General features: G+C 40.9%; 19 protein-coding genes. 10 read left to right on the top strand and 9 right to left on the bottom strand.

All coding sequences use genetic code 11. The features are described from left to right. Positions 1-7 precede the first annotated feature (7 nt). The 4 genes from rnr (at position 8) to Q0791_RS06180 (ending at position 4629) form a co-directional block, all read left to right on the top strand. Entirely contained in the window at positions 8-2560 is a 2553-nt protein-coding gene (rnr, locus tag Q0791_RS06165; RefSeq protein ID WP_299003849.1) for a ribonuclease R, read from the top strand. After that, positions 2561-3313 (top strand): 23S rRNA (guanosine(2251)-2'-O)-methyltransferase RlmB, encoded by a 753-nt coding sequence (gene rlmB / locus Q0791_RS06170; RefSeq protein ID WP_299003850.1) that lies wholly within the window; start codon positions 2561-2563, stop codon positions 3311-3313. A 222-nt stretch (positions 3314-3535) separates the two neighbouring features. Continuing rightward, positions 3536-4135, top strand: a complete 600-nt coding sequence (locus tag Q0791_RS06175; protein ID WP_299003851.1) for a hypothetical protein — start codon at positions 3536-3538, stop codon at positions 4133-4135. Between the two features lie 89 nt (positions 4136-4224). Then, a complete protein-coding gene (locus Q0791_RS06180) occupies positions 4225-4629 on the top strand; it encodes a hypothetical protein (RefSeq protein ID WP_299003853.1) in 405 nt (134 codons plus the stop codon). A gap of 109 nt (positions 4630-4738) precedes the next feature. On the opposite strand, the gene Q0791_RS06185 is transcribed toward Q0791_RS06180, so the two are convergent. From Q0791_RS06185 to Q0791_RS06200, 4 genes are all read right to left on the bottom strand, one after another. Beyond that, positions 4739-5338 carry a hypothetical protein gene (locus Q0791_RS06185; protein WP_299003855.1) on the bottom strand — a complete coding sequence of 200 codons (600 nt, stop codon included), beginning with the start codon at positions 5336-5338 and terminating at the stop codon, positions 4739-4741. A gap of 700 nt (positions 5339-6038) precedes the next feature. Next, entirely contained in the window at positions 6039-6542 is a 504-nt protein-coding gene (locus Q0791_RS06190; protein ID WP_299003857.1) for a hypothetical protein, read from the bottom strand. 858 nt (positions 6543-7400) lie between these two features. Continuing rightward, positions 7401-8021 (bottom strand): hypothetical protein, encoded by a 621-nt coding sequence (locus tag Q0791_RS06195; protein ID WP_299003859.1) that lies wholly within the window; start codon positions 8019-8021, stop codon positions 7401-7403. A 300-nt stretch (positions 8022-8321) separates the two neighbouring features. Continuing rightward, on the bottom strand, positions 8322-9359 hold the full coding sequence (locus Q0791_RS06200) for a hypothetical protein (RefSeq protein WP_299003861.1): 1038 nt from the start codon (positions 9357-9359) through the stop codon (positions 8322-8324). A 256-nt stretch (positions 9360-9615) separates the two neighbouring features. Here Q0791_RS06200 and Q0791_RS06205 point away from each other — a divergent pair, with 256 nt between their 5' ends. Next, positions 9616-9774, top strand: coding sequence for a hypothetical protein (locus Q0791_RS06205; RefSeq protein ID WP_299003863.1), 159 nt, complete (start codon positions 9616-9618; stop codon positions 9772-9774). Between the two features lie 164 nt (positions 9775-9938). Here Q0791_RS06205 and Q0791_RS06210 read toward each other — a convergent pair whose 3' ends face one another. After that, complete coding sequence (locus Q0791_RS06210) at positions 9939-10682, bottom strand: YdiY family protein (RefSeq protein WP_299003864.1); 744 nt, start codon at positions 10680-10682, stop codon at positions 9939-9941. Between the two features lie 278 nt (positions 10683-10960). Between Q0791_RS06210 and rpsF the strand changes: the two genes are divergently transcribed. From rpsF to rplI, 4 genes are read left to right on the top strand one after another with little or no spacing between them, the layout of a single operon-like run. Next, complete coding sequence (rpsF, locus tag Q0791_RS06215; protein ID WP_299003866.1) at positions 10961-11386, top strand: 30S ribosomal protein S6; 426 nt, start codon at positions 10961-10963, stop codon at positions 11384-11386. An 8-nt stretch (positions 11387-11394) separates the two neighbouring features. Continuing rightward, on the top strand, positions 11395-11700 hold the full coding sequence (priB, locus tag Q0791_RS06220; RefSeq protein WP_299003868.1) for a primosomal replication protein N: 306 nt from the start codon (positions 11395-11397) through the stop codon (positions 11698-11700). Between the two features lie 11 nt (positions 11701-11711). After that, a complete protein-coding gene (gene rpsR, locus Q0791_RS06225) occupies positions 11712-11939 on the top strand; it encodes a 30S ribosomal protein S18 (protein ID WP_005497284.1) in 228 nt (75 codons plus the stop codon). Between the two features lie 28 nt (positions 11940-11967). After that, on the top strand, positions 11968-12420 hold the full coding sequence (rplI, locus tag Q0791_RS06230) for a 50S ribosomal protein L9 (RefSeq protein ID WP_299003870.1): 453 nt from the start codon (positions 11968-11970) through the stop codon (positions 12418-12420). A gap of 64 nt (positions 12421-12484) precedes the next feature. Here rplI and Q0791_RS06235 read toward each other — a convergent pair whose 3' ends face one another. The 4 genes from Q0791_RS06235 to Q0791_RS06250 all read right to left on the bottom strand — a co-directional run bounded on the left by Q0791_RS06235 (position 12485) and on the right by Q0791_RS06250 (position 17226). Next, positions 12485-12805 (bottom strand): HdeA/HdeB family chaperone, encoded by a 321-nt coding sequence (locus Q0791_RS06235; RefSeq protein WP_299003872.1) that lies wholly within the window; start codon positions 12803-12805, stop codon positions 12485-12487. A 514-nt stretch (positions 12806-13319) separates the two neighbouring features. After that, entirely contained in the window at positions 13320-14528 is a 1209-nt protein-coding gene (locus Q0791_RS06240; RefSeq protein WP_299003874.1) for a hypothetical protein, read from the bottom strand. Between the two features lie 657 nt (positions 14529-15185). Next, positions 15186-16829: a curlin gene (locus Q0791_RS06245; RefSeq protein ID WP_299003876.1), complete on the bottom strand. Its 1644-nt coding sequence runs from the start codon at positions 16827-16829 to the stop codon at positions 15186-15188. A gap of 22 nt (positions 16830-16851) precedes the next feature. Beyond that, the gene (locus Q0791_RS06250; protein WP_366942485.1) at positions 16852-17226 is read right to left on the bottom strand and encodes a curlin; all 375 of its coding nucleotides are present in this window, start codon (positions 17224-17226) and stop codon (positions 16852-16854) included. A gap of 548 nt (positions 17227-17774) precedes the next feature. On the opposite strand from Q0791_RS06250, the gene Q0791_RS06255 reads away from it, so the two are divergent. Further along, positions 17775-20288 (top strand): S8 family serine peptidase, encoded by a 2514-nt coding sequence (locus Q0791_RS06255; protein ID WP_299003880.1) that lies wholly within the window; start codon positions 17775-17777, stop codon positions 20286-20288. Positions 20289-20542: the final 254 nt, after the last annotated feature.

Here is a 20542-nt window from a genome sequence, read left to right on the forward strand (position 1 = left end):
ATAATGAATGATCAAAGATCCGCATTTAAAGCGTGAGCAAGAAAAATATGAAAACCCTATCCCTAGCCGTGAGTTTATTTTAGATTACTTACGTGCTCAAACATCACCTCAAAACCGCGAGCAAATTGGCCTAGCGCTAAAGATTGAAAGTGAAGAGCAAATTGAAGCCTTAAGGCGTCGTCTGCGCGCGATGGAAAGAGATGGCGAGCTCGTGTTTACACGAGGAAAATCCTATGGCTTGCCAGAGAGAATGGATCTGTTAACGGGTACCGTTATCGGGCACAGAGATGGATTTGGTTTTCTTAAATTAGAAGAAGGAGGCGATGACCTCTATATTAATAGCCGTGATATGTTGATGTATTTTCACGGTGATAAAGTGCTAGCACAAAAAGCCGGTGTCGATCGTAAAGGACGCCGTGATGCTCGAATCGTCAGATTAGTGCAGCAAAGGGAGGCGGCCTTAGTGGGGCGCTTTCACCTCGATGCAGGTATGGGGTTTGTGATTGCCGATGATAAGCGTATCACTCAAGAGATTCTGATTGCTGAGGAAGACAGAAAAGGCGCTCGCCAAGGTGATGTGGTGGTGGTGGAGTTAACACGTCGCCCTGGTCGTTATGTTAAAGCCGCGGGTCAAGTGACAGAGGTGCTGGGCAAGCAAATGGCGCCGGGTATGGAAATTGAAATTGCCCTGCGCAATTATGATTTACCTCATACTTGGTCCAGTGTGATTGAGAAAAAGTTACGTCGCATTTCCGATGAAGTCACCGAGGCCGATAAAGAAGGGCGTGTCGATTTACGTCATTTACCTTTAGTGACCATAGATGGCGAAGATGCGCGAGATTTTGATGATGCCGTCTATGCTGAAACCAAAAAAAGTGGTGGCTGGCGTTTATGGGTGGCCATTGCCGATGTGAGTCATTATGTACGCACAGAATCGGCTCTGGACAGTGAAGCTAGATCAAGAGGCAACTCGGTCTATTTTCCGTCACAAGTGATCCCTATGTTGCCAGAAAAACTCTCTAACGGTTTATGTTCACTCAAACCTAAGGTGGATCGTTTATGCATGGTGGCAGAAATGACCGTATCGGAAAGAGGTAAGTTGTCTGGGTATAAATTCTACCCTGCTGTGATGCACTCCCATGCGCGCTTAACTTATACGCAAGTTGCAGCTATGTTGGAAGGTGGGGAAGTCGCACCTGAATATGAACAAGTGTTTCCACACTTGCAAACACTGCAGTCTCTGTATTTGACACTCGATGAAACCAGAGCCCAGCGTGGGGCGATCGCCTTTGAAACCACAGAAACTCAGTTTATTTTTAATGCGCAGCGTAAAATCGATAAAATTGTCCCTAGTACACGAAATCAAGCTCATAAAATCATTGAAGAATGTATGATTTTAGCCAATGTGGCCTCCGCAAAGTTCGTCAAAAAACATAAAGGGGAAGTTCTGTATCGCGTTCATGAGTCGCCATCAGAGCAAAAGCTGACGCAATTTAAAGACTTTTTGGCTGAGCGTGGACTGACCATGACAGGTGGATTAGAGCCTGAGCCCAGTGATTATCAAGCGCTGATGGAGCAAGTGGCCGATAGGCCTGATGCTGAGCTTATTCAAGTCATGTTGCTGCGTTCTATGCGCCAAGCAACCTATACGCCAGATAATGAAGGTCACTTTGGTTTAGCATTAGACGAGTATTCACATTTCACATCGCCTATTCGCCGTTACCCTGATTTAGTGCTACATCGCGTGATCCGTTATTTATTGGCTAAAAATGCCGGTGGTGGTAATGATAAATGGACTCGTGATGGCGGTTTTCATTATCAATTGGATGAGCTAGATCAATTAGGGATCGAGTGTTCAACCACAGAGCGACGCGCAGATGAAGCCACCCGTGATGTGAGCGATTGGCTCAAATGTGAATTTATGCAAGATCACGTCGGTGATACCTTTGATGCTGTGATCGCCTCTGTGACCCATTTTGGCTTATTTGTGCGTTTAAACAGCCTCTTTATCGAAGGCTTAGTGCATATTTCCAGTTTAGGCAGTGATTATTATCAATATGATAATATGCGTCAGCGTTTGGTGGGGGAAGCCACTAAGCAAGTGTATCAAATTGGTGATGCCGTGACGGTTAAAGTGGCCGCAGTGGACTTGGACGATCGTAAAATTGATCTCATCATGGTGGGTGAAGACAAGGGCCGTCGCCGTAAAGCGAGTAAACCTATGACCGCCAGAGAGCGAGTTAATCGCGAAGGCGCCAAGCTGGCACAAAACGCAAAATCTGCTAGCAATGGCAGAGGAAGACGCAAAGCTCAAACCCGTGCCCTCAGTGCCCCTATTGCCAAATTTAATGAAAGCAGCGAAATCAGCCTAGAGGGCGCAGGTGCTAAATCGAAAAAGCCTAAGAGTCGAAGCACTAAAGGTCGTCGTAAAGCCAGTGCAAATAAAGGCGGAAGCGCTAAGGCTTCTGCGAGTAAAGCAGGCGCTAAGGCCTCAGTAAAAAAATCAAAAACGTCGGCTAAAAAAGCCAAGACGACTAAGCGTAAAGCGAGTAAGAAGTAAATGAAGAAGCAAGAATTAACGTTTGGTATTCACGCTGTGGGTGCCGTGCTAGAAAACAGCCCTGAGCGGGTCATTGAAATGTGGGTATTACAAGGGCGAGATGATAAACGTCTGGCGCCTTTGTTAGCCAAAGCGGCCGAGTACGGTGTATCTATTCAATATGCCTCACGCAAAGCCTTAGATGACAAGTCCAGTGGTGCGCAGCATCAGGGCGTTGTTGCAAAAGTGAAAGCGGCCAAGGTGCTCAGTGACAATGAGTTAGATACGCTGTTAAACCAAGTCAAGGCAGATGAGACCAAAACGCCTTTCTTTTTGATTTTAGATGGTGTGACCGATCCTCATAACTTAGGCGCCTGCCTGCGTAATGCCGATGCCGCAGGAGTACAAGGGGTGATTGTGCCTAAAGATAATTCCGTTGGTTTAACCCCTGTGGTGAGCAAAGTGGCTTGCGGCGCCGCAGAAGTTGTGCCTTTATTTCAGGTGACGAATTTAGCGCGCACTATGCGTTATCTGCAAGAGCAAGGTGTGTGGGTTGTCGGTGCAGCGGGTGAAGCGGATTGTGAGTTATATCAAGCCGACTTAACAGGCCCAATTGCCATTGCTATGGGAGCGGAAGGCAAAGGGCTGCGCCGTTTAAGCCGTGAAAGCTGCGATACCTTAGTGTCTATTCCTATGGCAGGTTCAGTGTCGAGTCTCAATGTCTCGGTTGCCACGGGTATTTGCTTGTTTGAGGCAGTAAGACAACGTTTGTAGGCTTATCGTTTATGCGATAAGCTTGAATGGGTGTAACTAAACCGTGTTTATACTCGGTGGTTTGGTTTTTTGTATATAGTGACTCTTCTTTTTGCGCAGCTTAGCTGCGCTTTAATCAGCGAGCTTTCAATTTCATTTACACAAAATAGTGATTGCAGATTTTATTTTTATATAAAGCATGCTTTTTGTGCATGAAATATCAATACCAAGGAGAGGTTGACGTTGAAGTATTTATCCGCGTTTTTATTATGTCTATTATTGCTTTCACTTTTTGTGACCGCTGATGAACAAGTGGTTTATGAGCAAGAGATAACAGCTGCCAGAGAAGCCGCACCTTTGAATGTCACTAAAGAGGCGAGCTATCGAGTCTGGGAAAATGATCGCTTTGTTCAAAAAATTAAAGGAACGAATGAGTTTGTCTGTTTAGTATTAACAGATGAAAAGGGGCGCTACGAGCCTTCTTGTTTAAATCAGGCGGCAATGCATTCTGTGTATCCTGTTTATGAATACCAAACGAGGCAGCTTGCTAGAGGGATGTCCATTCAGAACATCTACAAAAATATTAAAGCCATGTCAGTCAATCAAACACTCCCCGCTCCCGATCCCGGTGCACTGGTTTATATGATGTCCTCTAAGAATAAGTTTTATGATCACTTCAGCCAAAAGCTTATAGATGTTGAACCTCATGTGATGCTTTATTTACCTAAGTTGAATGCGAGTAGTCTGGGTTTGACTTTGGAAAACTATAATCAATATGGCTTGCCTATGTTTTATGATGAATACCCGCATTTGAGCGTGGTTCATATTAATACCGATAAATGAGGGTTAATTGAGACGGTTAATTAAGAGTGTTAAATAGCGAACTCATGTTACAATTCTTAAATAAGTCTATAAATTTAAAGGAGTATTTAATGGCGCATTTGATGAAGAGCTTAATGAAGAACTCAATGAAAAACTCAATGAAAAAAGGTGTTGTTGCTGGGGTGGTTGCTTTTATCGCTTTATTGTCTTTTAGTGCGATGGCCGCTAGCGGTGGTCGAACAGGTTATATCGATTTGACCGATAAAAAGCTTCAGCTTATTTCTAATTTGGAATCAGATTCTAGATTATATGTTTATAATGTGGAATTTTACGGTAGTGAATGCACTGGCAAGACAACGGCTGTGCTGTATTTTTCAGCGTTTTTGGCTAAAGAAATGTATTCCATGTTGTTAGCTGCAAAAGCATCGGGTAAGCGAGTGGAATTAGTAGCAAGAGACTGTGCTGCGATTTCCGGTGGAACTAGGCCTCAGATAAGTTCTATTTATTTAGAGTAATGAATAGGTGAATGTAATAGTGCAAGCTGTAGCACAAGTTAGAGAAAAAATGCCATCATCATGATGGCATTTTTGTTCTATTGGTTTTTTAAACCACGGCGTCAGTTATTTACTGCTCAAAGGCCACGGTTCTGTGTTGGCAGCGATAAATATCGGCCATCACAGAGGTTGGGCGGCCATTGCTGGCATCGACAATTTTAGTGATATGAAAACGGTTACCACCTTGCATATAAGTCTCATTCGCCAGTTCCACTTCTAAGCTGTGGGGTGAGGTTTTCTCTATCATATGAGTGGTGATCACTTTACAGTTTTGATTTTCAATTTCTGCAAAGGTGATAGGTTTTACGCTATTGGCGCCAGGCAGTAACTGGATAGTGCCTGCAGGTTTGCTATCATAAGCGGTAATGATAGGACACTTGAACAAGGTGACGTCAACATTCACAGGACGCTGTTTTCTTTTTTCAACCACGTTAGTGATCAAGTAGCGGTTAGCCCCGGCCAAATAGGTTTGGTTTTTCAGTTCTGGCTGTAAATTGTTAGGATGCTCTGTTTTCACATTGAAGCTTTTCACAAATTCACATTTATCCTTTGCCGCTTGGGCTGCGGTGATCGGGACAACGTTACTGGCTTCTAACATGACGGGGATTTTTTTAGTGGCACAGCCCGTTGCTGCAAAGGCAAGCAATGAAGCAATAATGATCTTTCTCATCGAGTAATTCCTTATAATCCTTTATATTTTTAGTAGTTAATGAGTAACTGAATTGAATAAGTCCACAAGTATATGTTTTTATTGTGAAGGCCGATACCAGATTTTGGCAAAAATGTCAGTTTTATCGCCTAAAATTGAACAGCTTAGACTAAAGTAGGGCGAAGTTGTGAACTTTCATTCACACTTGTGAGCTTCTAATTAAGCTGCGCTTAGTGGAAGATCGTGGATCCCCATCCACATCGGGCCAAAAGGGGAACCACAGCAATCCCCTCTTGGATCACCTTGCAGCCCCTGACGAAGCCAAACGCCTCATATTCACCATCCTTAGTTCACCTAAGGCTACTGCGGCATTCATGCCTTACTCACGTAATGACCGATAAAATGATCTCGGCAACTCCGATGGGGAATGAAAGCAAAAGCTGTGCGCTGCTTTGATACGGCTTTTGTCTATTTAAACTGTGATCTAGGTTCATGATGACTCATCGATTTAGTACAAAAGAGTGATGGGTTGAGCTTGGCTTTGTTGGGAGGCAATTATTTCTATAAAAAGAAAAGTGAAGCTACGAAGTGTTCGCAGTTTGGAATCGCTGTTGCTTTAAATGTACTGATTTATTATTTTGGTTATCATGAGTTCGAAGGGCTGCTGTGATCACTCTACCAGCGATAAAAAGCCTTATCACTGGTAAAGGAGGGCTACTCGTTATTTTGAATGTACTGTAAGTTTTACAGCTTCTAATCTCAAACCGCTACCACGAAAGCCACAATATTCACCATCACTTTTTTCACCTATATCTCCATAATTTTGAACGTGACAGCTATATTTTACAGTGTAGTCATTTGCACATGTTCCTGTTGTTTTAAAAGCAAGCCCTTCAATTCTTAAGCTTTTGCCTTCTGTACCTAGCTTATTTGGAGCATCGTACCAACCAGTATCGCCATGATCTTGTATGTGTCCCATATAACTTAAACCAAGGCACGAGGGCCAAGAGCCTATATTTGGGTAAAGAGGGGTTATTGCTATTGATTCAAGTCGCTTACTTTCACTTCGAGTTCCTGCCCATTCATCTTCACTAAAAGTTGTTTGCCCATAATCTTGGATGTGGGTATAAACATGAAATGTTACATCACTACTTTCATCAGCAAAACTTGAAAAAGAAAAAGTAGTAATTGAAATAGCCATTGCGGCTTGCTTTATGATTTTCATTATATATTGATTCCATTCAATTTATGTTATTAAAAAGTGAATGGTACTATAGAAACAATAAAAACAAAATAGATAATCTCCTCATTTGATCCCCGATTGACCATATCACTGAAAGTATGAAACGTGACTTTGGCGTTCGTAGGTTTTGAGGCTAAAGCGCCTTGAAATGAGACGTTATCTTATAAAAATCAGCCCCAAAACTGGCATGCCAATAATTAGCCATTTTCACCACTATGCTGTTTTGACCACTAAGGGCTATTTCTAGTGCTAAGGGCTTTTTCAGATAGGTAAGCAGATTTAATCACTTATAAATGTATTACATTTATCTCTTGTAAGCTTATTAAAATAAGAAAAGCGAAGCTACGATGTGTTCGCAGTTTTAAACCGCTTGTGTTTATTATAGCCACAAAATGGACACTTTCTTTCAATAAGGATTGTTGAGCAATCGGGGCATTCATTGTCTGTATTTTCGTGTGTTTTTCCACGTTGAAACTTGTCTGTGCCATTAACAGAGTTACATGATAATCCCCAGATGCTATTGATTAAACTTAATTTGTTATATCCGCAAAATAAACAGTCATGGTTAGTGAGAATGGTTGAGCAGTTTGGGCACACGTTTTTTTTACTTTCACATGGTTCTTCTGGGTAAAGATGCCTAGCACCAATGGGGTGTCTTTTGTTTAAGAGGTATTCCTTTTCTCTTTCCTCATCATTCATTTGATTAACCTGATTTTTATTGTTATCTCGTTTCTACTTTTTCAGCATAGCAAATTATTTTTTGTGGTCAAAAAGAAAAGAGTAGCTACGAACTCCCTTATTTTGGATGCAGAAGTCTAGTATGCGGCTTTTGGTGATCGGTTAGCTGATTTGTCTTGTGGTGTTGATTGGTTTTATGCGCTTATGGGTATCGTGTATTTTTTGTCTATTTACCAGTGCTTCAGCTTGTTTGATTTTTAAGCATGCTAATAATGATGTGATTGCCATGTAAGCCAATATAGGGATAAAGAATATTAATCCTTGTATTGTTAATTTGAGTTGCTCATCGTACATAAGTAGGAACGTAATGGCTGAGGATAAGAGTACATAAATGAAGAAAAAAAAGATTTTCATTCCCCACCTTACACTGGTTGATTTATAAAATTTCTTAAAGGTAAAAATGGCACATGCTTCATCGTAATGGACGATATTTTTGGCTAGTTTAAAATTCTTTAGTGATTCAAGCGGATCTGTTAGACTAAGTACATATTTAATGGCTTCTAGATTTAAAAACTGATCACCTGCTATGGCTTGGTAGCCTTTTTGAATAGCAAACGGGTGAAGCGTTTCTTTTTCCATATCCTTTAAAAAGTTTTTAGCAAATAAATACTCTTCTCTCAGGCGTGTTTTGATGCCTGAATTTATATCAAAAGTGATTTTAGCTAGTCCTACAAAAGTACAAATTGCGGTAATGATTTTAACTATCAGTATTGCATCATCCATTTTTACATCCTTGTTGATTAGGCAGTTGCCTTATTGCTGTTTGCGCGCACCAGCATAACAAAATTTCTATCGTATTTAAAATTTGAACTATCGACAAAACTACGCAGTGTTCGCAGTTTGGGCTCGTTTTTATGGGGCTTTTATTCAAAGCGGCGGCTATTGCTTATATCTGGGTATCATTTGACTATGAGCCGGGTATGGAAAGAAATGCCCAGTGATAAAAAGCTATATCACTGGTGGGGCTTTGGAGATTTATATATTTAAAGTTGTCGTTATAATCGCCTTCTAATTGAATATTGATTATTGTTTGCTAGCACTTATTTTTTGTCTCGCATCAATCAATATAATTTCAGGATGATTATTCCCTTCTTTTTTAGCTTTTTCTTTCAAGGTTAGTAGCTCATTATATGAATTTGTTACATTACCGTTATTAATGATGACATATATACCTTTATCTGTCTTTTCACTAATTAGATATTGCTGAAGTTGGTGTGTATAGCCTGTTAACGCTTTTTCACTAGTTGATAGTTTAAGTTCAACGCAGACTTTAGATTTATGTCCTTGGGAGAACTTAAAATCAACTTTTCCGCTTCCAACATCGGGTTCTGCCGACAAATCTACATTGTATATCTCACATACCCGATATAGCGCTGCTGAGAATATATGTTGAAAGTGTTTTTCAGGTTCTTTTTTAAGACTTTTCCAAAGCCCTTGTTCTTCAACACGGTGCTTGAATTGGTTAATTTCTAATTCAAGCCAGCTATATAACTCGTCTTGATTCATTTTTAGCTGGAAATCTGAATTTTTAACATTAGAAAAAAGATTAAAATTTTTATCAATTAAATCTAAATAATGGGGTATAGCTATAAAGTTCTTAGTTTGGATTTCTTTTGCTACCTTTGCGCCAACTTCAAATATAAGGTCGAATAACAACCAAGTTTCAAAAATTTCATGCTCTGTTTCGCCAGAGAACTCATAATCCTCAACTTTTCGACCGTCGACTTCCCCATCATCATTATAAATTGTGATTGAATCAATCAAGTTATTTTTAGTATATGATTGCCGATCTTGATAGACGTGACGAGTAAGCTTATGAGCTAAAAACTCATAAAAACTAAGTATTTTTATTTCTTTTACATCATAGCTACCATCACATGATCCAATATTGTAGTTATGGTATCTGTCATCACGCGTAAACCTATTATATTCAAGATTAACTACTTTAGAGTGATTTGATTGTGGATAAATTAAAGCTGACATGTACTTAATTATATGATTACGCTCTTCGATTATAGATTGTTCAATATTTTTTTTTAGTTGTTTAAGTTCATCAATCATATGTTGTTATTATTTTTCACATTAATTATCTGTTTATTATACTATTTTTAATACAATAATGAGCATTTAAAAATAACTTGTCCATTTTAGCCTCTATTTTTTATAAAAATGAAAGTACGAAATGTACCTTTGTCACTCTATAGCTCTAATATCAATGTACTAAGGGGCAACCCCCTTTATTTTCTTGGTGGGGAAAAGTAAAAAGTCGAATGCTAATAAGTGGTTTTCGTTACTGTACAGTCAGTATGGTATCACTATGTTACTTCGAAGAAACCCTCTCGCTTCTAATCAAAGTGTAGATACTTTTGTGACCTTCGGCTTCAGGGATGAAGTCGTAGAGCGGCCATGGATGGTTTCACAGCGAGTCACAGAAGTATCTGCACAAAAGCCTGCGGCAGGCAATTTACTTAAATGAAATATAAATAACTAAAATTAGGTAACTTCATACAAATAACATTAGTTTTATCAATCAGATGCCGTCTGAAACTCACGACTTTAGCCCGCTGCCAGCGATGAATAGTTATTCAGTAACTGCATGCCTGAGCTGCAAAATATGCAGCCTCACATTTAGCAATACCTTTACTGAAAGGTATACAACAAGCCTATGGTGGTAATGCTATCGGTCTGCTTAGTGCCGTCAGGTACCACTTGGGTGTATTTCATTACTGTGCCTATGGTGAAGGCCCAGTCTTGAAATAAGGTATTTTTATAACCGATATCGAGACCGACTGTGTTGTTGTCAGCACCCACTTCAGAGGTGAGGGCGGCATTGAGGCTAGTGTATTCTTGCATTTTAAATTCAAAAATCGCCGCTGTACGTAAAATGATATCTTTACTGGCACTGGGATCGGGCTCGCTATCGGTGGCAATGGCTAAGTTATAACGGTAACCAGGGCCGACTTCTAAGCTTAATTTGGTTTTGCTGTTGCTGACGGCATCGAAACCATAACCGCTGGAGACAGTATAAATGCGAGTGTAACTGCCAAATCGGTCCCAAGTTCCATCGCCACGACCGAAAACATAGCCGCTATCGAGCTTATAGTTCGATTGCAGTTGTAGATCATACCGCTCAGAGGTCGCACTTTGTGAGTCTGCGGCATAATAAGCTTTCATGGTCGCTTCTTGTCTCGCGGCGACGGTGTCGTAGACTAATTTCGTTCTACCATTAAAACTTGTGGTATTGGTATTGCCTGTATTGAGCTGAAAACCCCCTTCAATTTCGGCGTTAAAATCACTGGGTGGCTCTTTAAAATCGGGTGGAACTAATGCCTGCACCGAAAAGGGAAGCCCTAATGTGCAGACAACAACAATAGTTCTTAACATGACGCTTGAATTCTTGGGGCCTAAGGGCCTAAATTAGGTTCTTCTAATGGGCCGTATCATACCGATAATCCACTGTGGCGCAAAGTAAATTAGTATTAAAGATCTTCAACTTTATGATGTTAAGCATTTTTGCTGTGGCAGTGGGGGATAGTGCTTGAATTTAGGGCGTGTTTTGTGTAATACTGCGCCGCCTAAATTCAGTCACTTTAATTCGTTCCTTGCCTCTATTTGGTCCGACTGAGCCAAGAATGAGGCTAGATAACCGTAAGGAGCAAAAAATGCGTCATTATGAGATCGTATTTTTGGTTCACCCTGATCAGAGTGAACAAGTACCTGGTATGATTGAGCGTTACACGGGTATTTTTACCCAAGCTGGCGGTCAAGTTCATCGTTTAGAAGATTGGGGCCGTCGTCAATTGGCTTACCCAATCATCGAGTTGCATAAAGCTCACTATGTTCTTATGAACGTAGAGACAACTGCAGAATCGATTGAAGAATTAGAAACAGCTTTCCGTTTCAACGACGCTGTTTTGCGTAGCATGGTTATGCGTACTAAAGCTGCCATCACTGAAGCCTCTCCAATGGCTAAAGCAAAAGACGAGCGTGATAGTCGTCGTTCTAATGACAGTGAGCGCGAAGAGCGCCCTGCAGTAGAAGCTGCCGCTGAAGAAGCGAACGAAAGCGCTGAAAACACAGCTGAGTAAGTTTTTCTGTGTTCACTAATCAGCTGAGTTTATCTGGTGTGATTACACGCAGTCGGCGATTTGAGAGTCCTGCAGGCATTGCCCATGTGGTGTTGCAGTTGGAACACAAATCTCAACGTTTTGAAGCTCAAATGCTCAGGAACGTGTACTGCCAGATACAAGTTGTATTAAGTGGAGATGGGTTTAATCACCTAACAGAACAACTGAAAATGGGCGTGGCAATTCAAGTGGACGGTTTTATTGCTCAACAACAGAGTAGAAATGGTCAATCACGCTTGGTATTACATGCTGAAAATGTCGAATTGAAAACTTAGGAGACTGTCATATGGCACGTTATTTCCGCCGTCGCAAATTCTGTCGCTTCACCGCTGAAGGTGTGACAGAGATCGATTATAAAGATATTGTTACTCTAAAGAACTATATCACTGAAAGTGGTAAAATTGTTCCTAGTCGTATCACAGGTACGAATGCAAAATATCAACGTCAACTAGCTCGCGCTATTAAGCGTGCTCGTTATCTTTCTCTACTGCCGTACACTGATTTACATCAGTAATACTGCAATCATTTAGAGGAATTAAATAATGAACGTTATTTTACTTGATAAAATTGCTAACCTAGGCAACTTAGGTGACCAAGTTTCAGTTAAAGCGGGCTATGCACGTAACTTCCTTTTACCACAAGGTAAAGCGGTTATTGCTAATGCTGCAAACACTGAAGTATTCCAAGCGCGTCGCGCTGAACTAGAAGCTAAATTAGCGGGTGAATTAGCGACTGCTAATGCACGTGCTGAGAAGTTAGCGGCATTAGAAAGCGTTGTTATCGCTTCTAAAGCGGGTGATGAAGGCAAGCTATTTGGTTCAATTGGTAACCGCGATATTGCTGATGCAGTTACAGCTGCTGGTGTTGAATTGGCTAAAAGTGAAGTTCGTCTTCCACTAGGTGCATTGCGCAACACTGGTGATTTCGAAGTTGAAGTTCAATTACACACTGAAGTTAAAGCGATTGCAAAAATCTCTATTGTTGCAGAAGATTAATCGTTATTCGCTTTAAGAAAAACACCGTCTTATGGCGGTGTTTTTTTATTTCTCATTGTTAAACTTAATGGCTGTGATCGGCCTCGTTTGCATCTTTAGCCTTTTTATTGGCGGCTTTGACCGCATCACTGACCTTAGCGTCAGGCTTGTTTTGGCAGAAATCGACCACATCATCCACTTGCACATTTTCCAGTTGATCGATTTCAATCACATCCACATTGCCAGCATCATCGACACCCGTTAAGTAGCCTACCACAACAGGGACAAGATCGTTATCGACCTGTAGAAAATCTTTACATTGAAGGTCTTTGACTTTGGTGTGGGCAGCCATGCTAAATGGACTGATAAATAACAGTGACATAAAGACTAGGGGTAAAAGTTTCATATCCTTCTCCAAATTAACACTATTCATGATAAACATGAACGCTAATGAGTATGCTTAAGCGGCTATGTCCGTGCCTGATTGAGTTGGCAGGGAGACTTTATTAGCACGCTTGGATAAGTGTAGTCAAAGAAAGCGGCTTTGCTGTTTATCATTATACCAATTCCATTATATAAGTGATCTTTCAGCGGAAATTCAACATGCTGTAGGCAAGGTCGTTAATTGCTCCTGCATTAACAGACAATCCCACCATCCATGGTGGTCGCAGATGATTGAAGCTAATAGTCATTCTCGGCTTGGGTTCAAACGTCGCTCTACCTCCCTCATCCATGAGGTCGTATATCGAAAGCAGCTAAGTCACATAAAGTATGTTGAAACCCGCACAAAGTGAGCTTCTCAGACATTCCACTTCTGCGTTGCATTCATTTGAAAGGGAATTACCATTACAGCATAAATGCGCCTTGAATTGAAAAGCCTGAGAAGCTCTGAATTGATCATCTATATAATAGAATTGGTATTAGTCTTGTGTGACTATGGCGGCGTTCAACTCGCCAGTTTGTGAAACAGTTAAAACATGCCGATCACCCAGTTGTTCACCAAGTAGGCTATTGTTGTGCCCATATTGGGTTAAGTTCAGCGTATTATATTGCCCTGTGATGGCTAAACTGGATGAATCCAGTCCTAAAAGGTGATTATTGTTACCCATTTGAGTGATTAAAGCGGTATTGTTGTGTCCATCTATGATGAGGTCAATGGTATTGAGATCGCCATCTTGGCGCATGATTAAGTGAGCATTATTATCACCAATTAAGTGTAATTGAGTCGAATTGTCGATACCCGTTTGCGTGATGTCAGTATGGTTATTATCACCCAGAGTTAAAAACGATATTTCATTACTTTGACCGTTAGTATAAAAATAGCTTTGATTATTGTTGCCTTCTGTTGTTAAAGCAAAGCGGTTGTCTTCGCCTATTTGCTGTAACATTTGAGTATTATCATTACCGAAAACAAGGGTTTGCTGAGTGTGCCTATCGCCAAATTGAGTGCTAAGCACTAAGTTTTTATGGCCTTGATGTATGATGCTGAGTTGATTTAATTCGCCTTGTTGACTGGTTATGCTGTGGTTATCCGTTCCCTGTACTGCGACAGCATTGGCATTATCATCACCAAGCAGTAAGGTATGTGCTTCATTGGCATCACCAAAAGTGTAAATGCGAGTTATGTTATTGATACCATCTTGGTCCGTAAAGATAACATTGTCATTGCCAAGGGTATCAATATTTGTCTCATTTAAGGTGTCAGCTTGTCGAGAAATAGTATAATTATTATTACCTAATGTATTGATATAACTCGTGTTGGCAACCCCTTTTTGATGACTTTTGTCGACATTTCTGTCGCCTTGTTGAAAAATAGTGCTGGTTTGTTCCTCACCGCCTTGAAAGAGGCTGATCCAGTTTTTTTGGCCGCGAGTGAGAGTGGTGGCAGATGAATATTGGCCATGTTGTTTGATCCTAACGGTTTGCCCATCGCCGACTTGATTAACCATCGCATGTTGGGCGTCCCCTTTTTGATCAACCACCACATTTTGCCCTATAACGGGTTGATTAGTGACTGTAGTCTGTTGAATATCCGCTGTATTGTTGGAGGTGGCAAAAGCTGTGGTGTGAAGACTGAGGCTAGCGATCAAGGCAGATAAAGTCATTGATTGTTTTTTATGTCGTTTCATGTTTCTTCCTTAAATGGCTCATCTTTTTATTCAGTAAGCGGTAAATGATTTACTCATTATGCTTTCACTTTGATAAATAGATTTAAAGCGCTTGTTATTTCTTGTTTTATTCAAAAATGTCCGTTAAGGGGAGCTTGATTTGAATATAACCCTTTTAGGGCATAGCTGAATATTCATATTGATTTAGCTATACAACACGCTCCTTGTGATGAATTGACCTTGATATATATACCCGTGATACTTGAAGATGCAGGATTCAGCTGGAATTAAAAGCCTTTTAGGCAAGGCTTTGAACAGCGTACCTAGTCATTCTAAGCTGATGTTCAATAACGCAGTATAAAAGGCTTTTAAACCAGCCCCTTGGGAGTCTGTAAAAGTACCGACTTCTGCGTTGTATCATCTTAAAAGGCAATAAGCATTCTTGCAATAATACGCCTTGAATTAGGCACTTTTACAGGCTCTGAAAACATGTATCTTCAAGTATCACGGGTATAGAACTAAATCTATAATCATCTATCATTTTTCGCATCGGAAGAAAGTCGGTTTTTTAGGCGGTAATTGCGTGAGGAAATAAGGATAAAAAACAGGAAGCCTAGGCTTCCTGTTTGTCGATATGTGTTATCACACTAAGGGGATTTCTCTTTAGAGAAAGCCAAATTAGTTTTGAATAACAGTCGCAGAGTTGAAGTCACCTGTTTGAGAAACAACGATGTTGTTGTTAGTACCAAATTGAGAACCCGATACTAAGTTATCATTACCACTTTGAGCAACCACTAAGCTGTTACCTTCACCGATAACTTCAAAGGCTGAGCTATCGTCACCACCAATCCAGTTACCGTTACCTGATTGTGTCATCATTGCAATGTTTTCATCGCCTTCAATGATAAGGTCAATTAAGTTAAGATCACCAGATTGTGTCGCTTCAACATCAACATTTCTCTCACCCATAACAGTGATCAAAGTTTCGTTGTCGTTACCATCTTGTTCAACGTCAACTTCGTTACGCTCACCTAATACATCGACATAGCCGAAGTTTTTGTCACCTTCTTGTGCGATTTCGATGTCGTTATTGTTGCCATCAGCGAAAGCGACAACAGTGTTGTTTAGGCCGTCAGAGTTAAGATCAAGGTTGTTGTCATCGCCGTAAATACCGATAGTGGCGAAGTTAGTGGTCCCTTCTTGATCAAGATCTAAGTCATTTTCATTACCAAAGATTTGGAATTCAGCGGCATTAGCTTCGCCTTCTTGATGAAGATCTAAGCTGTTATCATCACCTTGAAGTTCGGCAATCATAGTATCGCCAATGATGTTGTTGCTACCAGATTGGACAATTTCAACATCATTGTCGTTGCCGTTAGCAAAATCTAAGAAGCTAGTGTTGTTAAAGCCCGTTTGATCCATTTCGATTTCATTATCAGAACCGACTAAAGAGTAAACTGAACTTTTGTTTTCATCACCTTCTTGAGTGATCACGAAGTGGTTATCATTACCATCAACACCTTGAATAACCCCTGAGTTTTGATTACCCATTTGCGAGATTTCAGCGTCGTTGTTATTGCCCACGTTCATGCCGCGCTCAATACCTGTCATTGCTGCCAAGTTGTTGTCGCCCATTTGTGAGATACGTACATCATTATCTTCGCCTTCGACTTGAGAGATGGCGATGTTAGTCACACCTTCTTGGCTAATGATAGCGGTATTTGCCGTACCCATATACTCAACGGTTGCATCATTTTGCACGCCATTTTGCATAACGTCAGCGTAATTACTGTCGCCCGTTAGGTCGATGACAGTTTGGTTAGAGGTATCAAATTGGTTTACAGTCACTTGGTTATCATTACCCAGTGATGTAATTTTTGCATCATTTTGTGAACCGTCTTGCATCACATCTGTGGTGTTATAGTCTCCAACACTGCTGATGTTGGCTTGGTTAAAGAAGTCATATTGAGCAACACTCGTGTCGTTATTATTGCCTTCTTGATTGACTGTAGCAATATGCCAGTCATCCGCTTGATCAACATCTACGTTATTTTCAACACCTCTAGAATTGACATAAGCTTCTGCCCATACACCATCTTGTGTAATAGTGGCAGTTTGGCCATCACCGACTTGGTCGACAGTGGTGATATGCATAGTCCCTGTTTGTTTCACATATGCATCTTGACCCATAGGTGCGCCAGCTGCCGCAGTGGTTTGATTAATGTGGGCCGTATTGTCAGATGCGGCTAACGTCGATGCACTGAATCCTAAACCTGCAGCTACTGCAAGAGAAATAATGGATTTTTTCGTTACTGATTTCATAAGCATTCCCTGTTTTATGTCATTAATATTGTGTAATTGAAATAGAGGCATTATCCGCCACTTGCTCTATTGAGAAATTAGCGCTGCCGAGTTGATTAAGTTGAACTAAGTTATCGTCTCCTACTTGTATGATAGCGGCTTGATTATCGTTGCCGATTTGATCTAGCTCTACTTGGTTGCGCTCACCAAGCTGAGCAATATCGGCTTGGTTACCCAATCCTACTTGCAAAAGTTCTGCATAATTTTCATCACCAGATTGGATCAAGTAAGCCTGATTCATATCTCCGAGTTGAGAGAGGTGGATGAGGTTATCTTGACCGCTTCTTTCTAGCAATGTTTGAAGGGTGACGGGTAATTCATTTGTCCCTGTAATATTTTCGAGCTCATCAGCACTGATGCTGAAACTGCATACCTGAAAAACAGTGGCGAATAACAAGGTTTTAAAAGCTGACAATGAACACTCCTTTGTGTGTTATGAAATAAAGATGGGTTGTTCTTTTATTTCATTTATTAGCTATCCATAAGACTTGGTCGACCCCATGCCTCATGATCCAAGTTATTGATAAATCTACATGCATATAAATTTGTCGCAATCGGAAGAAAGTCTATTTATTCGTTCGATATTTGTTGATTAAATACTATTCTATATAAATTTATTTTTACTTTTATCAATAATTTAATTGATAAAGTGTCAGTCTATTTCTGTTTTAATAATATGTTAGTGTTAGTAATAAAGTTGTAAACTAAATGAAAAAACTTTTAAAACTTGATTTCACATGGTACCTATTCTTCTGCTTACTAATTTAAAGTTAAGTAAAGCATGTATCACTTTGACTTTTTCACTTTTTGGCTTTGAGGCTATCGTTTTTCTTTAATTGAGCGAAGGGTTACAAGGAAGTGAAATGGGTTCTAAAAACGTAAAAAAACTAAATAGGAAGCCAGTTTATGTTTAAAACTTTATCTCCTCTTGCTGTTGCGATTGCCAGCGCAATGGCTGTTTCATCTGTACCTGCTATGGCGAAAGATACCATTGAGCATGAGTATGTAAAAGACTCTTTGATTGTGGTTTATAAAGATAATGCCACGACAGCCGAAAGATTATCAGCACAGCGCCTTGTGCGTGGCACGATGCAAGATCGTAATGCCGATGGTGTTGATGATAAATTTGCTCGTTTACTTGAGGGTAAACTGGCACGTTTGGCATTACGTCAGGGAGCCGATGTTAAAAAAGCCATTAAAATAATCAGCCAACATCCAGCTGTTAAATATGCAGAGCCTAATTATGTGATTAAAGCTTTAGGGGTACCGGATGATCCTAGTTTTGTTTCGTTATGGGGCATGAATAATACAGGTCAAGATGGGGGTCGTGTGGATGCCGATATCGATGCTGTTGAGGCGTGGGATATTAGCACGGGTGACACTAATGTCATCGTGGGTGTGATTGATACTGGGGTTGATTATAACCACGAAGATTTGAAAGCCAATATGTGGACTAACCCCAATGAAATTCCTGGTAATGGTATAGATGACGATGGGAATGGCGTTATCGATGATATTCATGGCTTTAATGCAAACACTGGCTCTGGCGATCCTATGGATGGTAATGGTCATGGTACCCATGTTGCGGGCACTATTGGCGCGAAAGGCAACAATGGTGTGGGTGTCGTTGGTGTCAACTGGGATGTGAGTATTATTGGTTGTCAATTCTTAGATGCCAGTGGCTCAGGTTCAACAGAGGGGGCTATTGCTTGTATCGATTACATGACTGATTTAAAAGTCAATCATGGGGTTAATATTAAAGCGACCAATAACTCTTGGGGCGGTGGTGGCTTTAGCCAAGCGTTGAAAGATTCAATTGATGCTGCGGGGGATGCAGGCATTTTATTCTTAGCCGCAGCGGGTAACAGCGCGGTTGATAACGACGTTAATCCTCATTACCCATCAAGCTACGATTCTGATGCACTAATGTCTATTGCGAGTACAGATCGTAATGACAATATGTCCAGCTTCTCACAGTGGGGGCTAACCAGCGTTGATATGGGGGCGCCGGGTTCGTCTATTCTCTCCACAACACCAAGCAATGGTTATTCAACCTATTCTGGTACATCAATGGCGACACCTCATATGACTGGAGCTGCGGGTCTAGTCTGGTCAGTCAATCCTGATTTATCGCCGACTGAAATGAAACAGTTATTGATGGATTCAGGTGAGCCGAATGCTGATTTAAATGGCAAAACCGTTGCGGGTACACGTCTAAATGTGGCTAATGCATTAGAGATGGCCGATCCGGATCCTAGCTTTAAATTTGCTGTTTCACCTATGATGCAAACCATTGAAGCAGGTTCTAGCGCGAGTTATGAGTATACTGTTGGCAGTATTGCAGGTTGGAATGGTGAAGTGGCATTATCAGTGTCGGTTTCTCCAGAGTTAGCGGGTGTGTCTCTATCGACGGATACTGTTGTTGTCGGTGATACTTTTATGGTTAATGTGGCAACCGATGCCGATGCGGCTTGGGGTGATTATAGCATTACTGTTGAAGGTGTCAGTGGTGACATAGCTAAGAGTCAGTCAGTGGCTTTGACTGTGCTGCCACAAGGCATAGAAGATTTTCCTTATGCCAATGATGAAGCAATAGACATTCCTGATAATGATATCAGTGGTATCGTGAGCACAATTGATGTTACTGATGATGTACAAGTGTTTGGTGTTAATGCTGATGTCAATATTTCACACACTTGGGTGGGGGATTTGATGGTGACATTAACTTCACCAGCAGGTACTCAAGCCATATTGCATAACCGCGAAGGTGGTAGTGCCGATGACATCGTTAAGAATTGGGACTTAAGTGCATTTAACGGTGAAATGGCGATGGGCACTTGGACCTTATCCGTTAATGATAATGTAGGTGCAGATACAGGTACTCTGAATAATTGGGGTATGGTGATTTCGGGTGTGGGAGAAGGTGGAAGTTCAGCGCCTGTTGCCAGCTTTGAGTACAGTGCTTCAGGCTTGATGGTTGACTTTACTAATACCAGTATTGATGATGATGACGATATTGTTAGCTATGCTTGGTCATTTGGGGACGATGCCACTTCTACAGACATGAGCCCAAGCCATGAATATGCACAAGCGGGAAGCTATGATGTTGAGCTAACAGTGACAGATGCTGAAGGCAATACAGATACCAGCACCATGTCAGTAACTGTGTCAGAAAATGAGATTGTAGCGAGTGTTGCACGTGCTAAAGTCTCACGTCGTGGTAGTGCCTTAGTGGATTTACGTTGGGAAGGTGCGATGGGAGATTCAGTGGACATTTATCGTGATGGTGCGTTAGTGGGTACAACGAATAACGATGGCCGTTATCGTGACCGTTTCACCGATGCGGGAGAGACTGCTGAATATCAAATTTGTCAAGCAGGTACGGATCTTTGTTCTGCGGTGGTTGTTGCGACTTTCTAAGTTTTAAACAGCAATGAAAAAGCGACCTTTGGGTCGCTTTTTTTATGGAAAGCGAAAATCCCCTCGCTTCATATCATTTATTAGTTACTTTGGTTATGGGTTACATTAATTTTTACTTTAAGTGCTTTTATTACAGTGTATTTGTTAATTATATTGATTTAACCTAACTTAAAACTTGAATAATTGATGCTTTCAACTAAATTCGATAGAAGAGAATGAACACGCAGATTATTAGATAATCAGTAGCGAGAACT

Origin of the sequence: uncultured Shewanella sp. (assembly GCF_947495455.1) — a bacterium.
Taxonomy (GTDB): Bacteria; Pseudomonadota; Gammaproteobacteria; order Enterobacterales; family Shewanellaceae; genus Shewanella.

What these genes read in the sequence shown, in the direction of transcription:
- Q0791_RS06235 (WP_299003872.1), bottom strand. Translation starts at nt 12,805, where the DNA reads ATGAAACTTTTACCCCTAGTCTTTATGTCACTGTTATTTATCAGTCCA.
- rlmB (WP_299003850.1), top strand. Translation starts at nt 2,561, where the DNA reads ATGAAGAAGCAAGAATTAACGTTTGGTATTCACGCTGTGGGTGCCGTG.
- rpsR (WP_005497284.1), top strand. Translation starts at nt 11,712, where the DNA reads ATGGCACGTTATTTCCGCCGTCGCAAATTCTGTCGCTTCACCGCTGAA.
- rplI (WP_299003870.1), top strand. Translation starts at nt 11,968, where the DNA reads ATGAACGTTATTTTACTTGATAAAATTGCTAACCTAGGCAACTTAGGT.
- Q0791_RS06205 (WP_299003863.1), top strand. Translation starts at nt 9,616, where the DNA reads ATGTTACTTCGAAGAAACCCTCTCGCTTCTAATCAAAGTGTAGATACT.
- Q0791_RS06240 (WP_299003874.1), bottom strand. Translation starts at nt 14,528, where the DNA reads ATGAAACGACATAAAAAACAATCAATGACTTTATCTGCCTTGATCGCT.
- Q0791_RS06190 (WP_299003857.1), bottom strand. Translation starts at nt 6,542, where the DNA reads ATGAAAATCATAAAGCAAGCCGCAATGGCTATTTCAATTACTACTTTT.
- Q0791_RS06245 (WP_299003876.1), bottom strand. Translation starts at nt 16,829, where the DNA reads ATGAAATCAGTAACGAAAAAATCCATTATTTCTCTTGCAGTAGCTGCA.
- Q0791_RS06200 (WP_299003861.1), bottom strand. Translation starts at nt 9,359, where the DNA reads ATGATTGATGAACTTAAACAACTAAAAAAAAATATTGAACAATCTATA.
- Q0791_RS06185 (WP_299003855.1), bottom strand. Translation starts at nt 5,338, where the DNA reads ATGAGAAAGATCATTATTGCTTCATTGCTTGCCTTTGCAGCAACGGGC.
- Q0791_RS06195 (WP_299003859.1), bottom strand. Translation starts at nt 8,021, where the DNA reads ATGGATGATGCAATACTGATAGTTAAAATCATTACCGCAATTTGTACT.
- rnr (WP_299003849.1), top strand. Translation starts at nt 8, where the DNA reads ATGATCAAAGATCCGCATTTAAAGCGTGAGCAAGAAAAATATGAAAAC.
- Q0791_RS06255 (WP_299003880.1), top strand. Translation starts at nt 17,775, where the DNA reads ATGTTTAAAACTTTATCTCCTCTTGCTGTTGCGATTGCCAGCGCAATG.
- Q0791_RS06210 (WP_299003864.1), bottom strand. Translation starts at nt 10,682, where the DNA reads ATGTTAAGAACTATTGTTGTTGTCTGCACATTAGGGCTTCCCTTTTCG.
- Q0791_RS06180 (WP_299003853.1), top strand. Translation starts at nt 4,225, where the DNA reads ATGGCGCATTTGATGAAGAGCTTAATGAAGAACTCAATGAAAAACTCA.
- rpsF (WP_299003866.1), top strand. Translation starts at nt 10,961, where the DNA reads ATGCGTCATTATGAGATCGTATTTTTGGTTCACCCTGATCAGAGTGAA.